Raw genomic sequence first — 16,562 nt, 5'->3', positions numbered from 1 at the left:
GTTAATCATTTACAGGTTCTACTTTAAAAGTTTCTTTCAATTTAATATCTACTGAAGAAGCTCCAATTAAAACCTCAAAATCTCCTGGTTCTACCGTCCAATTCAGGTCTATATCAAGCAGTTCCAAATCACTTGGTGTTAAAGTAAAATGAATGGTTTTAGTTTCATTTGGTTTTAAATGCACTCGATCAAAACCACGTAACATAGACTCGTAAGTCGTTACACTGCTCACCTTGTCTTTCAAATACATTTGCACCACCTCATCACCTTCGCGTTTTCCTGTATTTTCTATTTTAAAAGACACCTCAATATTCGCCTGAGCTTTTAAAGATGTTCTAGAAATAACCAAATCGCTATATTCAAAAGAAGTATAACTTAAACCGTAACCAAACGGATATAAAGGCCCTAAAACACGCGTATTTCCGTAACCATTTGGTCCTGCTCCCGGTTGCCCTGCTTGAGAACCTGGTTTGTAAGGAAAGTTTAAAGGAATTTGCCCTACCGATTTTGGGAAAGTTACCGATAGTTTCCCTCCCGGATTATAATCGCCAAACAAGGTTTCGGCAATAACTTCGCCGGCTGCTGTACTCGGGAACCATGCTTCTAAAATGGCTGGTAAAAATTTATTTTCCCAATTAATAGTTAGTGGTTGTCCGTTAATTAAAACTAAAACCACGGGTTTACCTGTTGCATAAAGCGCTTGTACAAGTTGAAACTGACGCCCAGGAAGTCCTAAACTTGTTCTCGATTTGGTTTCGCCAACACGTTTTTCATCTTCGCCAACTACGGCAATAATAATATCAGATTTTTTAGCTTGTTCTACAGCAGCATCAATATCTGCTTGTTCTTTTGCAGATAATGGCGTTGGAATAATTTCACTTCCTGGCCAATCGGGATCTACAATATCGCAACCTTTTACAAAACTAACATTAGCCTTATTTCCTGCATAATCTTTCACTCCTTTAAACACCGACGTAGACGGATTAAAAGCCGGACCATATCTACTAAAAGTAAAACTAAACTCATCGGCTAATGGACCTGTCACTAAAATATTATCGATTTTATCGACATCTAAAGGCAATAGGTTATTTTCATTCTTCAAAAGCACTAAAGACTCTCTATTTATTTGTTTTGAAAACGCCTCGTCTGCAGCTGTATGTACTGTTTTATCAGCCTCTTCAGGATTTTCAACATAAGGACTATCAAAAAGGCCTAATCTAAATTTCACTCTTAAAACATCAGCAACTCTAGAATCAATAGTTTGCATTGAAATTTTTCCTTCTGCAATTAATTCTCTTAAAGGTTCTACAAAAGATTCTGGAGTTCTAAACGTGGTTCTAACATTTAAACCAGCTTCTATAACTTGGCGTACTGCTTCTTTATAATCTACTGCAACATGATGCTTTTCCGAAACATATTCTACCGCTTCACTATCTGAAACCACATAACCGTTAAAACCAAATTGCTCACGAAGTAATTCGGTTAAAAAATAAGGACTAGCCGTAACTGGAACACCATCGTAATCATTATAACTACTCATAATTCCCATAGGCGCTGCTTCTTTTATAACTTTTTTGAAAGGGTATAAATGCAGTTGAAACATTTCGCGAGGCGCCACATGCGGATCCGTTCTCGCATCTCCATCTCTGGCGCCTTTTGGTACACTGTAAACAGCAAAATGTTTTAAAGTTGATGCTACACCTTCCGATTGAATACCTAAAACCATTTGTTTTCCCATTTCTGAAATATGAAACGGTTCTTCACCGTAACATTCCAAAACGCGTCCCCAACGCTGATCGCGAGCTACATCTAAAATAGGTGCGTAAACATTGGTATAGCCCAAAGCTTTTGCCTCACGGCCCACAATAGTTCCGGCTTTGTAAACCAAATCTTTATTCCATGTACTACCAATACCAATAGGTGCTGGCAGTGGCGTTGCTTTTTCGTGACATAAACCATGTACACCTTCATTTGTGAAATCTACAGGAATTCCCATTCTGGTTTCTTCAATAAACCACTTTTGAACGGTATTTATGGCTTCTGCATGCGTGCTGTATGGAAATGCATATTTGGTATGTGTTTTTTCTTGATTCCAAATGGTATTTAAATGTTCATCGATATTCGCAATTCCATCTTTCCAGACTCTCTGTTTCCATTTTGCATTTGGCATTTCGTCCTCCAAAACACGAGAATAACCATATAATGTAACTAATTGACAGGTTTTCTCATTAACATTCATCAATGAAATTAAGTTATTAACACGAGCTTCTAATGGGGCTTTGGAGTCCTCAAAAATATCCTTGGTGCCATTTTTATTAAAATCAATCCAATCTTTATGATAAATATTTTTATTCTCTGTTTTCATTCCTATAAAAAGAAATGACAAAGCAAATACTAGCGCTATTTTGGAGTACTTCATTCTTAAATAATCACTTATTCTAATATTAATTGATATACTCTAAAATTATCTGCAGTCATATGGTTTTTTACCGTTCTAAAGCCGAAATATCCCGAAGTATATGGATTAGCATCTACAAAATCAGATACCAATTGATTATCTCTATAATATTGAACAACACCGCTGTTCGAAATTATTTTTATGTGATACGTTTTGTTAGGTTCAAGCATAAATTTAGAATCGCTTAAGTCATGTTCTGGTAATAAAGGTCGCTCTCCATTTCCCAAATAACGTCTAAATCTTGTGGTTTTATTATGATTGCCACCTAGCCCCATATAGTATAATTTTAAACTATCGTAATTCGAAAATTTTCCACCACGCTTATCTGAGTTTGCAAATAAATCTGCTGGGTTTTCAGGATCGTTTGCCATCCAAAAACAATTAAGATCTGAAACGCGATCGTTTGCTCCACCATCTTGAATTACAAAAACATCATATTCTATAACTATTGGACCTTCAAACTTTTGCTTTAACCAAACAGTGCAACCTGAAACATCGTTAATTTCTAGTTTACTATTATCAACCTTAACAATACCTTCTGGCATTTGCTCTACTTGCCAGTTTTCCAAACCTTTATCAAAATTTTCCTTAAAGATTAATTTCTTTTTAAACGTTTCTCCTTTAATCTCAATACTTTTATTAATATTGAAACATGACACCAACACTAATAATAAAAATATTACTAATCCAACAGAAAGGATACTTTTGCTATATTTAGAGTTCTTCATATTTTTTTAATTAACCTGTTTGATTAAGACTAAGCTCCAAGGTGTAATCACGTGATTAATAATTAAAACCCCATTTTTATCAGCTTTTACAGATTCTGTTTTCATAGTATTTGCATAAGCTTTCATCACTTTAATTTCTTCGCGTGTTGGAGGTTCTGGTTTACCCATAGATTCCCAAAAGTTATGAATATTGCCATGATCTCTATCTAAAATTTCAATTTCAAACAAGGTATTGGCCTTTAAACCTGTTAGAGTAAAATCTAATTTTTTAGAGGTTCCTGACTCTCTTTTATCTGCACCAAACGGCACTGCATTTTCATATTCTAGTGGATAATTATATGCCAAAGCAACTACGTTTCCTGTTGAAGTTTCTTTACTAACAAAGAGATAATCATCTTTATATAGTTTTTTATCTCCTAATTCATGTAACATTCTGTAGGCATGATATGATGGTTTTACAAGTCCTTGAAAATTGATCATTCCAAAACCTCCATGGAAGATACTAGATGCGCCTCCTTTTTCCTCAAAAATATCCGTAAATGTCCAAAAGGCTAAGGAGTTTGTTAGACCAATACAATCTAAATTAGATTTAACAATATAAGCAGCCGCTGGCAAACGATCGTGCATTTCATCGCGACTACTCGGGCTAGTATTCCATTCTGTTAAATGAATTTCAACATCTGGATAATGACTTTTTTTAATAGTTCTATTCAACCATTCCAAATCTAATTTAAGCGACTTAGTAAAACGCGTTAAACCTTTACCCTTACCTGTTTCTGGATTAAAAGCATAATCGGTTGGGTAAGGATGTGTGGTTACAAAATCTACAGGCAATTTCTCTTTATGGCAATAGGTTAAAAAATCTTCAATCCATACGCCATGCCATTGCAAACCATTAATATCTTTGGTATTAAAAACTGCTTCTGAAGCTTCATCGTCAGTAGTTTCTCCATCAAAACGGGTGTCTGGAACAAAATTACTTGTGGATGGTCCGCCTACTTTTAAACGTTGGTCTACAGATTTTACCGCTAAAGCAGATTGCTTATACAATTCAAAATACTGCGATTTAGTACCATCCCAAAATAATGGATATAAGTTTGGCTCATTCCATACTTCAAAATACCAAGTAAGCACCTCTTCGGTTCCATAACGATCTACACAATGCTGAGTAAAGGCTTTTATTAGATCGTGCCATTTCTCGAAAGAATCTTCGGCCGGTGTAATATTAGCTTTCCACCAAAATACGGTTTTGGAGTTTTCGGCTGCCATACTTGTTGGCAAAAAAGCTAATTCTACAAATGGCTTTACGTTTAAATCTAACATACGATCGAATAAATCGTCGATATATTGCCAGTTATAAACCGTTTTACCTTTTTCAATAATCACAGGAAACATATCATCATGAAACAATCCGTGAAAACGCACATATTCAAATCCGCAATTTTCTTGAACTTGCCCTAACTGCTCTAACCATCCGGCTCTTAAACCTTCGTTAGCACGACCAGCGCCTACCATTTTACTCCAATAATGATCGAATTGTTCGCCAGTATCAGTTACATTCACCGAAATATTTTGCTGTGCATTAAGTGTTAAAACACCTCCTAAAATAAGTGCGAGTATGGCTTGTTTTAATTTTTTCATTTTATATAAATTATCTTTTTTTCAATTACAAAAGCAGCAGTACGAGCTTATACTTTTTTTTTATTTGTACTATTATCTTCAGGATTATTCCGTTAAAAACACAGCAGCCGGAAGCCCTTCTTTATTATATAAATTAGCCCCTTCTGGATTGCCAGACCAAGCGTAACGCACTTGGGTTGGATGCGCTATACGTTTATTCCAAACCTCAACAGTGTTATTAGATAAAATTTTTGCACGGGCTTTTTTCCAAATACCATTTGCTCCTTTAATTTCAAACCATTTTAAAGGTCTGTTCACCGAAACTGCATCTTCTAAAAGTGTTTTTTTACCCACCATTAAACCGGAACCTGTTTCTTCAAATTCAATTTCAATTTTATTAGACTTCACTTTCATAGATTTATACAAAGGACCACTTACCGCTGGAATTTCTATATTATAATCATTCTTTAAAGCCCATAAAGCCAAGCGTTTTCCAGCATCCATTTTATTGTGTGGATGAATATCTTTAGGTTCTCCAATGTCATACAAAACAGCCATACCTGTATTTGGTAGTTTTAAAGTGCGACGTAATTCATCGTTTACAGTTGCCCACCCCTTATCAGCTTCATCATCACCTCGATTACAAGCAGCTAATTGTACCCAATAAAACGGAAAATTGCCTCGCCCCCATTCTGCTCTCCAGCTGTTTATCATGGCAGTAAAATAAGTTTCATATTCGTTAGGCATAAATACCGCATTACTTTCTCCTTGATACCAAATACCTCCTTTTATAGCGTATGGAATTATGGCTGAAAGCATCGCATTGTAATCCGATGCTGGCAACTGTCTATCTTCTCTTGGGTCTATCGTTGGTTTTGGCTTTTTACCTTTTCTACCTTTTGCATTCCATTTAGCTAATTGCTCGTTATAAACCGTATCGACATAGTCTTCGGCATCCATAATATTTATGGTTTCTTTAGATTCTTTTCGGCTAGCTTCAAAATAAGCTTTCATATTCGGATCGGACATATAAGTTTCTTCTGAAATCCATGGTTGAATTTTTGTTCCACCCCAAGAGCATTCTAATAACCCGATAGGTACTTTTACATGGTTACGTACTTCTTTTGCAAAAAAGTAGCCGGTTGCCGAAATTTCGCCAATTTGTTCTGGGTTTGCACTTCGCCAATGATCTTCAAAGTTTAATTTCTTTTCGAATAAAGATGTGGCTTGAGGTACTTCAATATGTCGAATCCAATCATCGTTAGCCGTTGCAACTTCATTTCTAATATATTCTACTAAAGGTTGATGTTTTGGGTCTCTGGAGTCTCTAACAAATTTAGACATAGAAAAATCCATATTACTCTGTCCTGTGCAAATCCAAACATCGCCAGATAAAACATCTGTAATTTCGATTGTGTTTTTTCCGGAAACGGTAATTTTATGAGGCCCACCTGCTTGAGGTGTTTTTATATCTGCGCGCCACGTTCCATCTAAGCTTGTAAATACCAATACACTTTCTCCCCAACTTGTAGAAATTTCTATTTTTTCACTTGGATCTGCCCAGCCCCATATAGGTACATTAGCATCTCTTTGTATTACCATGTGATCAGAAAATAAAGCATTTAGTTTTACATCAGCAAAACTATTTTTTGGTAACCAAACAATTAAGAATACTAATATTTTAATACTGAATTTCATTTGTGGTTTTATTTAATTTAAACAATATAAAGCATACTGCAATTTGGTTAAAAAAACGTTATTAGAGTATAACTAGATACTCTTACACTATAAACAATGATTCATATTGCATATTTACACCTTAAAAGCCAATATTTTAATTGTAATTCACCAAAATATATTATTGAATTTCTAACATAACTACTAGCGCTATTTCTAAACTAACATCTCTAAAAAGCATCTTTATCAAACTAAAAATAGACTAATAAAATAGCCTATCTAGAATTAAAGTGCTCTTTAAATTCTTCTATTGCACACTTAACAAACCGACATTAATAATTACTAGATCTATATTTAGCTAAATTATTTATATGGCTTTTTATTTCATAAAAAGCACCTTTGTTCGATGTAAATTCTAGTTCATTTGCCATTAAAGCATAAAAACAACATTAAGAGTTATCTTAATGCTGTTTTTTTTTAATAAATATAACAAGACAAAACTTCGCTATAAACGTTGTTATTGTTTTACAATACGCTTAATAAACTCGTTGTTTGCTACTTTAAATTTAAGTAAATAAATTCCACAGGAAAGTTCTGAAATATCAATTTCTGATGATGTTCCATTAATACTATTCGTTGATAGAATTCTTCCATTTAAGTCATAAATACTAACGCTTGCATCGTTAAGTTGTTTGCTTTTTATTGACACCACCCCACTTGTTGGGTTAGGAAAAATGTTTAAATCTAACTCTCGATCAAAATTACTTGTACTTAATGTTATGGAGACCATGATATTTCCAAATTCCTTCCAAACATCAGCCGCTTCATAAGCCGTTTTAGCTTCTTCATTAGGCACAAATAATGTCGCATTAGCAAGATTGACACCTGAAAATTCAGAAGCTGTTATTGCAGCTGGAACTGGGTTTAAAACTTTCACTGTGCTTAAATTATTAAGATTTAAAAATGCACTAGCACCAATAGAAGTTACATTTTCTGGAAGAATTATAGATGTTATACCTGTGGCATCTCTAAAAGTTTGCGATGGAATTTCGGTTAACAAAATTGAAGCCGATAAATCTACTATTTTTAAATTTGTCATCCCTCTAAAAACACTTGTACCCATAGTTGATAATGTATTGGGTGTTGTTAGAGATGTTACACTTGAATTACCATTAAACGCTCCGCTACCTAAAGATTCTGTTTTACTTATAATATCGGTTATCTCGAGAAGTGCAGTAGCAACAAAAAAGCCTCTACCATCAATTACCGTGATACCGTTTGTTGTGGTAAATGTTACCGCTTTTAAACTTCCTCCTCTAAACGCTTGATAGCCTATTGATGTTACTGTAGTTGGTAATTCAATAGTTTCTGTACTACCACCGTTGAAGGCATTATCTCCTATTCTGGTAACCGTAAAAGGCGTATCTGTTTCTGGGCTTGTTGCTGTACTTGGCACAACCACATTAACTAATGAGCTAGATATAACTTCTGCCTCGTAAGGATCTAAATTTGTTACTTTATATTCTATATCTTCAACTGTAAATGTATCACCAATACTATTTTGCTCTGGTTCTACAACAACAATATTATCACAATCGGATACCGTATTAATAATATTTCCTGTTCCATTATCCGTAACTGTTCCGGTGGTATTAATAATGCAAGAGCTCACTGTAGATAAAATTTCAACAGGCATATCTGTACAAGTATTTAAAATGGTTCCAGAAGTTGATGTACTTCCTAATGGTGAAAACGGATTAGCTCCCGATGGTCTAGTAGCTCCTAATAAAATAGGATGTACTTGTGGCCGAGTTACATCGTTCCATTTTTTTAATGTTACGTTATGACTATTTCCACCAATAGTTGCAATAGCATGTAACGTAGTTGTTGCAATATTTTCCATTAACGAAAGTTCTACGGTTGAAGCGCCTCCGTTAAGATATAGTAATGGTCCATTAACAGCATCTCCTCTACTGTTTTCAATAGTTACTTCTTCAACTTGATAACCTGCTTCGCAACCTGTAGCTTCACAGTTTTGCATTAATACATCGCCACCATAACGCGTAAAAGCAAAACCTGAACGTGTGTTTTTTGCAACGCAATTAATAAGTGTAATAGCGCCTGTAGTATGGCCATCAACTCCACCTGCACCGTATGAGCGATAACCAACTTCACTTAACGACTTAGTATAACCTGGGGTGATGACTTTATTTCCTTCATAATTAGTATAAACTGCTGCAAAATCTCTATCGAAAGCAGGCCCTGATGTCTCAGCTAGCATATCATCAGTTGTTCTTGTTGCTGATTCCGCATGGCAATCTTCAAAAACCACATTTCTTCCGCCTTGTATAAAGAATAAATGCCCAAATGCCTGCGAATAAATAGAGCAACCTTTAATAGTTATATTTAATCCTTCGACCAGTAAACCACTATGTTTACGTAATGTAACTAGGTTACCGTCTCCTTTCCCTAAAAGATCTCCATAACCATAAGGGTAAGAACCGTTTATGTTTAGCGTTACATCTTCCATTGTGTTATTTTCTCCTGCAATAGTAACAGATTGCATTCCAGGACTCGAAGGTGCAGAATTCCCAATATCGGTTAATGTTAAGCCTTTAATGTTGACAAAATTCCCTGTAACATATAACTCGATAATACGCGTACCATAATCATTTAAAAGTTCTGAGTTTATTTCAATAGTAACACCTGTTAAATCGAAGTTGTTATTACTTCCGCTAAATTCAAGCATAGCGTGTCTATTGTTAGCATCAGGAATCGTATTGCTAATAATCTCCGGAGTTAAATAATCTTCCATTTGATAAACACCAGGTTCCATAACTATATTTTGGTTTGAATTGCCAGCCGCAGCAGCTAATTCGACAACACTAGTGATATTGGTTTGACCTATTACTCCAAAAGTAGTTAAGAGTGATAATGAAAAAAGGAGTAATGTTTTATTCATTTTAAATAATTGTAATTTTGTTTTCATATGTTTAGTTTATGGTTATTTAGTTAACAGTAATATTACTATTAACCACTCATTTTTTGTATAAATTATAACTTCATCACTTTAAATCATTACCTATTAAAGGTTTGTAATCTTGGTTAATCAGATAAAATTCTAAATAAAAAAGTTCTACCAAATAAATTTGATAGAACTTCTCACTTTAAATAATGATTGAATTGGTTGGTTAATTTGAATTACAACTTCACTATTTTTCTTGTTATATTTTTCGATGTATCGGAAATCATAAGCATATAAATCCCGCTGTTTAATTGAGACATATCTAGTTTTACTTGATTAGAACTCGGTTTTGTTTCCATAACTTTCTGACCACTTAGAGCAAATACCTCAATATGTGTTTCATTTAAATTCAAGCTTGATGAAGCCAATGATATATTAAGTTTATTTGATACCGGATTTGGATACATTTCTAATTGAAAATCTTCTGACTCATTGCTTAATGGAATACTTGCATATTCGATAACCAATACTGGTGTAAAATCACCAGAATCAAACTCTTTAGAATAAAAATCAACACCTTTTGCACTAGCTTCAGGGTCTATTGGATCTTTAACAACAGCTGTTATTATTTTGTCATTATTATATTCTTGAGCGGCGTATGAAGAAATATCCCATTCATTCCAAGTTGAATTTGTTGTAATACGAGCACGTTCATTCTCAAACGCTGGTTTAGTGTTCCAAGTAATTTCTGTTTCTTCCCAATTATCATCAGCAACATCATAAATACTACGATTATATTTAAAACCTGTTCTTTGATATATCCTTAACTTAGCAGATATTATTGGCCCAGGAATAGAGCTTAAATCAAACTTTAAATACCCGTAACGTCCAGACGCAACGGTTACTATTACTCCATCTGTGCCATAATTTCTATTAGCATTCCCTGCATCTCTAACATAGCTATCGTCAATTACTTCTAAACTCAGAGTACCTGCAACATTACTTACAACACGTAATTCTTGAGAAACACTGGCAGCAGCATTATAATAAGTATCACCATCTTGTGTAGCCGTAATTGTAGCAACTCCTACACCAACAATATGTACCATACCGTTTACAATAGTTGCAATTTCTTCGTTTGAACTTGTGTAACTTACTGGTAATAGAGCACTAGCTTTTGCTTCTGGATCAAAATCATCGCTGCCTATTACTTTGTTTGATATTGTGAAAAACTGAATGGTTTGATCTTCTTTTACAATGCCCGTTTGTTCTAAAGAAATATTATCTAATTTAAAAGCATTAGACACTCCAGAAAATGCAATTTTTAAACTTTGAACACCTTTTTCTAAAACTACATTATCTGCAATAATATAATTTTTCCAATCGGAATCACTAGTAGAGTTAGGAGTTCCAAAAGGCACCGTTTCGTCACCTGTTTTATCCACCCCGCCAAAGCTAAACTTTACGGCTCCGCCAGCTTGCAACGCTGCATACTTAATATTAATACTGTATTTAGCTGTTTCTGGAATAGACACTGTATACGTAAGCCATTCACCCGATTCTATAGAAGTTAAATTATAACCTCCATCTACAATAGCTTCAATATCTACATTATCCATGGCACGATATGCACCGCCCATGTTACTTGAGCTTAAGTCGTGATAAACGCGACCTTCTCCATTATTCAAGGGATCGTAATCAAAATTTTCGGCTTCAATTATGTTTTCTGCATCAGGATTATTTGTAATCACATGCATATTATAGACAGGTAAATTATTAGAATCGAAGCCAGTTATGGGATCACCGTAACAAAAAGCTGGTCTACGTGCTGTAAGTCCACCCCAACCAATAGCGTCATTGGTCCATCCGGCTTTTTCATAACCACTTAGCTCAATAGATTTATCGCGTGCGCGTAAGGTCCATTTTGCCTCTTCTTCTGTTTTAAAACCTCTACCAATATAATGAGCGACTGGCATTTCGAAAACGGTTCTAATTCCAGAGAACTCGCCAGCTCCAACCGGGCTCATTGCTTTTGAATACCAACGCCCTGTTCTATCAAACTTTTGAATAAATTCTTCTCCTGTTGGAACCCATGGAGTCGGTTGGTCTGCGTAGGTTTCTATAGCCGAAACATTATATCTCATATTATACTCTAAGCCAAGTAGCAATCTATAGTCTGCATGACTATATAGATCATCTCCTTGATTCCATGCCATTTCTGCCATAGACGTAAGTAAACCAATACCAAAAGCTGTATGCTGTTGGTCTCTTGAACTTTCTTGGCATTGTCCATTTTCCCAAATATAATTGGTCATAACTTCATTATAGCCATAATTAGGAATAGTATAACCTCTTGAAACATTATAATCGTCTGCATATTCATTAGAAGATGCTTCTTTTATGGATGTACTTGTATTTGGACCTGCGGGATAGGCTATATCATCTAGGTGAAGATCCAATTCTCCTGTTATATAACGATAAGCGCGGTCGTACATTTTTTCATTATCTAAAAATATTCCCATAGCCATAACCGTACGTAAACCAGATAAACCTTGATTGCCATGACGTATAGGATCTCCTTGGAAGGCCATCCAATAGAAAGTAACTTCTCCTGTTGGCTCGGTAGTAGTAGAATATCCTGGATACACCAACATGTCTTGAAAAGCTTGCAAATCGCTAGATTCCCAACCGGCGTAAGTACTTTTAATAATTTCGGCAGCTTCAATCATAATATAACCAATACCACCGCTTAAAGCATCTGTTCCTCCACTAGTAACCGATGTTAAATTAGACCAAGCTTTAAATATTTCGATAGCTTTTTCAGCGTGTCTGGCATCTCCCGTAATGTACCAACCAATAGCGTTGTAATAAGCGGCTCTAATATCACTATTCCATGCGCCCTCATTAACACCAGAATCTCTGCCAAGCTCAGTAAAGGTTTCATCTCCTTGTACAACATAATTGTAACTCGATTTAGTATCGGCAACCATATCCTGATACGATGTATACCAAGGCTCCTTTTCGGCTTCAACCATATATTTCATACGGTCTAAATCAGATTTTTTGTGTGTAATTCCGGGGTGAATAAATTGTGCCTGAGCAGCTGTCGCAAATAATAAAAGGAAAAACAACATATTTATTGCTTTCTTTTGTTTTAAGGGATTGGTTAATTCCTTTTGAGTAATGTTTTTGTTCATTTCTTCTAGTTTAGTTATAAAGTTATACCCTGATAATTATATTTTATTTCATCTAACCCAAGGCCTCTATAATGATAATGATTTAATAACAAGCTACTTATAAATTATAGGTCTTTACCTATAAATCAAAGTTCTTTTTTAGAAATTAATTCTTACAACAACTGATATTAACAAAAAAAAGCCCACTTATAGAAAGTAGACTTTAACATTTGATTTTTTTTGAGAATTTTATTTTTGAAAATCAGTCGTTTTTTAAACGACATTATTTTGGGTTTCACTAAGTTTAATCCTGCTCTATTTTATATTCGTAGAATTCGTAAAAGTAACTCCAACTATATGTTTCACCTGGAGCTACTTTTATATCAATATAAGTTTCCGGACATATCGTTGTTGCCGTTCCCCAAAGTCGGAATCGAGAAAGTGGTTGATTTCCACTAATTTTTACGCCTGCTCCCGTTTTAGCATTATGTATTCTAACATCAAAATTATCGACATTGTTATTTAATCCTTCCAAGTGTTTAATAGCGATAGATTCATCACCAACAATATCTCGCTTAAACACTAGACGTTTGTCTACAATGTCAAAAACATCACCTGAACCACGTCCTGTTCCAGTAACTTTAACAGGAAAAACCATTTCAAAATCTTTACCTATTCTTTGATTATCGATTACCAAAAAATTATGATTGAAACCGAAAGTTTTAATTTGCATCTTCCCAGTGTTTTTTAAAACATGAGAAATTACCATTTTTTGTTCATGTTCTATAAGCCGAATGGTTTTGGTGTATTGATACGATACCTTGTCGGTATTTAGCATATGTGTAAATTTAACTTCGTTGCCTTTAACTTTTACGCTGCGTTTTCCTGGATTTACAATCTCGTAATTTTTAAAATCACTGTAATTTTCATTTGATGCTTTTCTAAGTGCACCAACTCCTATTTTCACAAAGCTTTCGCCAACTGGAGCATTATTATAATTTACTGGAGCATAAGCTTCAACAGGCCCCATAATTGTAGCAAAAGGTGGCGCTTTATCTGTATCGAACCATTGTCCGAAATAAGTATGCTCATTAAATTCTAAGTTAGAAATAACGCCAGACCAATCAAACCGAGTGCCTTTGTAATAACCATTTTCAGCATCAGGTAAATATAAATTGGCTTTAATAATTCCGTTGCTAATTTCAACCTCTGGGTATTTTATATCCTGACTATTTCCGTGGAAAACACCGAATAATATAGCAAAAAGAATATGAAGACCTTTCATTTAAAAATACCTCGTTTAATTTCTATCTTTTAAATATTTCTTTTATTCCAAATTATATATAGCCTAATGGGTCTCTCCTAAATGAGAAAGCATAAAACTACTGCAACGCTCTGCAATCCCCTCGAAAGATGGAGATATATTTTTACCAGACATGCTATGCCCTGCATTTTTAACGGCTAACAATTGCGCATCGGCATTTTTTTCTTTAGCAACTTGCATCATATAAATTGAATTAATAATAGGAAGCGTAGTATCTTTTTCGCCGTGTACTAATAAAATAGGCAAACTGTTTTCATCTAAAAACTCAGTTGGACTAAGCAAACGAGCCAACTCTGGTTTTTCTTCTAAAGTTCCACCTAATAAACGATTAAATAGTTTACCATCTTCAAAAATAGAATTTGGTCTAATATCAGGATTTAAGCATGATGTAAACGGGAAAAAGGAAGTTACAAATTTATATTCCGGATGCATATCTGCTAAACTCGGTTCACCGGGAAAAGGTGCATCGGGAGCTAATGCCGTAACTAAACTCAGGTGCCCTCCTGCAGAACCTCCCCAAATACCATATTGCTCTTTATCTAGTTTAAATATATCAGCATTTTTTAAAAGAAATCTAGCTGCATCTTTACAATCTACCACAGACTCGTAGGATGTTACGGGTTTTCTTGCTAATCGATAATCTATAGTTGCACAAACCACACCGTTTTCTAAAAGCGTTTTTAGTGTCCCTAAAAAAGAATCTCTAAAAATATTCTCTTTAACACCGCCGGCCCAACCACCACCGTGCACAAAAACAACCCATGGGTTTTCATTTTGAAGCACATCGGCATTAGGATATAGAATATCCATAATTAAGGGTTTACCATCTACATTTTTATAAACCACATCTTTTTTATAATTCTCCCCTTCTACAAAACCAAAATCGCTAGCTACCTGAGCATGAAGCATAGACATAATTGAAAGAAAAAAAGAAAGAAGAATAGATATTTTTATTGATTTCATATCATTTGAGTTAAAGTAAAAAAAGTCTCAACTTTATTTATGTTGAGATTTTTATAAATATTATGATTTTTGATTCCAAAGACGGTAAGGATCATCATTAGCAACCATTTGCTCTAGTAATAAAGCTTCCATTTCGGCTAATTTCTCAGCATATTTTGGGTTTTCGGCTAAATCCGTTTCCATTTTACCTGTTTTTTTATGTTCAGGTAAATATTCGTTTGGATTTTCAGCTAAGTTAAAAAGTTGAGTTTCTCTAACTTTACCATCCATTACGTCGTACTTAATTAATTTCCAATCACCTTTTTTAACAGATCTCATACCTGGTTTTGTTCCGCCTGCATAAACACCGTACATCACGTCGCGAACCGTTTCTTTTTCTCCTTTAAAAACAGGTACCATACTTTTACCTTCTGCAGTTTCTGGAGCGGTAATTCCTGCTAAATCGCATAACGTTGGTAATACATCTAAAAGATACATATTCCCTGTTACACGTTTTCCTGAAGGAATCCCAGGGCCTTTAACGATAAATGGCACTCTCCAAGTATGCTCGTATAAGTTTTGTTTTCCTTGTAAACCATGACGACCAATAGCCATACCGTGATCTGAAGTATAAACAATATAAGTATTATCTAGTTCGCCCATAGCTTCTAATTTAGCTAAAACTTTCTCTAATTGATTGTCTACATTCTCTGAACAAGCATATTCTCTACCTAATTCATTTCTTATCGTTCTTTCATCTCTATTTTTCCAAACACCACTTACACGTTCCTCATCTCTAAGTTGTGGATGTCCATGAAAAAATGGGTGTGCCGCTAAATAATTATCCTGAAGTTCTGGTTGCTTATCATTTGCAGCAGGCAATGAATTTTGATCTTTATGATTGGTTGCTCCATACTTTTCTAACAATTCCGGCGTACCATTTCGAGTATCATGTGGGTGAGAAAATCCGAAATAGATAAAAAATGGATCTTCTTCTTTCGCAACTTCTCTATCTCCTAAATATTCTAGCACTTGCTTTGCATGCCAAGCACTTCCTGTTTCTTCTGTTCCGCCACGTTTTGTTGCATCGTGAACCACAGTAAATTGCTTATTTGCTCCTGGATAAGAGTTTCCTTTTTTACAAGTTCTCATGGTTTTATAACCCGCACGATTAAAAACAGCACCAATAGTTTGGTCGTCAATCTCGTTTGGATCGGTTTGCTTTTGAAATTCTGCACTTGGCGGTAAATGCCATACCGTTCTTCCAGACATAATCATGTGGCGAGATGGCGTACACACCGCTCCATTCATAGATCCCATGTGGCGTGCTTGCTCAACAACAACACCTTGGCTAGCTAACTTACTAATGGTTGGCGTTTCTAAAATTGAATTAGGATCGTAGGTTTGTAAATCAAATGGAGATTGATCGTCTACCAATACAAATAGAAAATTTGGTCGTTTTGGAGCTTCTGCAACTTCCGATTTTGTTTCTGCTTTATCTTTACAACTTGTAAAAGCTAAGACTAAAACTCCAGCTAAAAGGGTGTGTTTAAAAAATTTGTGCATATTAGTTATTGTTTGGTTTTTTAATTTTTTGATATTTCTATTTAAATGATTATTCAGATATATTTTTTTTGTTTTTCAACTTAACGAAAATGCAGTCAATTCGTCT

Annotated in this window: 9 protein-coding genes; all 9 read right to left on the bottom strand. The window is 34.8% G+C overall.

The window, feature by feature from the left end:
• Window position 1: 1 nt before the first annotated feature.
• The 9 genes from ACJJV4_RS17635 to ACJJV4_RS17595 all read right to left on the bottom strand — a co-directional run bounded on the left by ACJJV4_RS17635 (window position 2) and on the right by ACJJV4_RS17595 (window position 16,456).
• Window positions 2-2,419, bottom strand: coding sequence for a glycoside hydrolase family 3 N-terminal domain-containing protein (locus ACJJV4_RS17635; protein WP_405296714.1), 2,418 nt, complete (start codon window positions 2,417-2,419; stop codon window positions 2-4).
• 14 nt (window positions 2,420-2,433) lie between these two features.
• On the bottom strand, window positions 2,434-3,186 hold the full coding sequence (locus ACJJV4_RS17630) for a DUF6250 domain-containing protein (protein WP_405296713.1): 753 nt from the start codon (window positions 3,184-3,186) through the stop codon (window positions 2,434-2,436).
• 6 nt (window positions 3,187-3,192) lie between these two features.
• On the bottom strand, window positions 3,193-4,827 hold the full coding sequence (locus ACJJV4_RS17625; protein ID WP_405296712.1) for a GH39 family glycosyl hydrolase: 1,635 nt from the start codon (window positions 4,825-4,827) through the stop codon (window positions 3,193-3,195).
• Window positions 4,828-4,911: 84 nt separating this feature from the next.
• Complete coding sequence (locus tag ACJJV4_RS17620; RefSeq protein ID WP_405296711.1) at window positions 4,912-6,504, bottom strand: sialate O-acetylesterase; 1,593 nt, start codon at window positions 6,502-6,504, stop codon at window positions 4,912-4,914.
• 496 nt (window positions 6,505-7,000) lie between these two features.
• Window positions 7,001-9,472, bottom strand: a complete 2,472-nt coding sequence (locus ACJJV4_RS17615; RefSeq protein ID WP_405296710.1) for a leucine-rich repeat domain-containing protein — start codon at window positions 9,470-9,472, stop codon at window positions 7,001-7,003.
• A 212-nt stretch (window positions 9,473-9,684) separates the two neighbouring features.
• Window positions 9,685-12,645 carry a DNRLRE domain-containing protein gene (locus ACJJV4_RS17610; protein ID WP_405296709.1) on the bottom strand — a complete coding sequence of 987 codons (2,961 nt, stop codon included), beginning with the start codon at window positions 12,643-12,645 and terminating at the stop codon, window positions 9,685-9,687.
• A 283-nt stretch (window positions 12,646-12,928) separates the two neighbouring features.
• Window positions 12,929-13,909 (bottom strand): hypothetical protein, encoded by a 981-nt coding sequence (locus tag ACJJV4_RS17605; protein WP_405296708.1) that lies wholly within the window; start codon window positions 13,907-13,909, stop codon window positions 12,929-12,931.
• A gap of 63 nt (window positions 13,910-13,972) precedes the next feature.
• On the bottom strand, window positions 13,973-14,911 hold the full coding sequence (locus ACJJV4_RS17600; protein WP_405296707.1) for an alpha/beta fold hydrolase: 939 nt from the start codon (window positions 14,909-14,911) through the stop codon (window positions 13,973-13,975).
• A 60-nt stretch (window positions 14,912-14,971) separates the two neighbouring features.
• Complete coding sequence (locus ACJJV4_RS17595; protein ID WP_405296706.1) at window positions 14,972-16,456, bottom strand: sulfatase-like hydrolase/transferase; 1,485 nt, start codon at window positions 16,454-16,456, stop codon at window positions 14,972-14,974.
• Window positions 16,457-16,562 lie beyond the last annotated feature (106 nt).

This window comes from Algibacter sp. Ld11, assembly GCF_045066735.1.
GTDB lineage: Bacteria > Bacteroidota > Bacteroidia > Flavobacteriales > Flavobacteriaceae > Algibacter.
Note: the sequence above shows the minus strand (reverse complement) of the source record. Positions and strands in the feature narration are given on the sequence as shown.

Excerpts from the sequence above, each read along its gene's own strand:
- ACJJV4_RS17635 (WP_405296714.1), bottom strand. The coding sequence starts at position 2,419 with ATGAAGTACTCCAAAATAGCGCTAGTATTTGCTTTGTCATTTCTTTTT.
- ACJJV4_RS17630 (WP_405296713.1), bottom strand. The coding sequence starts at position 3,186 with ATGAAGAACTCTAAATATAGCAAAAGTATCCTTTCTGTTGGATTAGTA.
- ACJJV4_RS17625 (WP_405296712.1), bottom strand. The coding sequence starts at position 4,827 with ATGAAAAAATTAAAACAAGCCATACTCGCACTTATTTTAGGAGGTGTT.
- ACJJV4_RS17620 (WP_405296711.1), bottom strand. The coding sequence starts at position 6,504 with ATGAAATTCAGTATTAAAATATTAGTATTCTTAATTGTTTGGTTACCA.
- ACJJV4_RS17615 (WP_405296710.1), bottom strand. The coding sequence starts at position 9,472 with ATGAAAACAAAATTACAATTATTTAAAATGAATAAAACATTACTCCTT.
- ACJJV4_RS17610 (WP_405296709.1), bottom strand. The coding sequence starts at position 12,645 with ATGAACAAAAACATTACTCAAAAGGAATTAACCAATCCCTTAAAACAA.
- ACJJV4_RS17605 (WP_405296708.1), bottom strand. The coding sequence starts at position 13,909 with ATGAAAGGTCTTCATATTCTTTTTGCTATATTATTCGGTGTTTTCCAC.
- ACJJV4_RS17600 (WP_405296707.1), bottom strand. The coding sequence starts at position 14,911 with ATGAAATCAATAAAAATATCTATTCTTCTTTCTTTTTTTCTTTCAATT.
- ACJJV4_RS17595 (WP_405296706.1), bottom strand. The coding sequence starts at position 16,456 with ATGCACAAATTTTTTAAACACACCCTTTTAGCTGGAGTTTTAGTCTTA.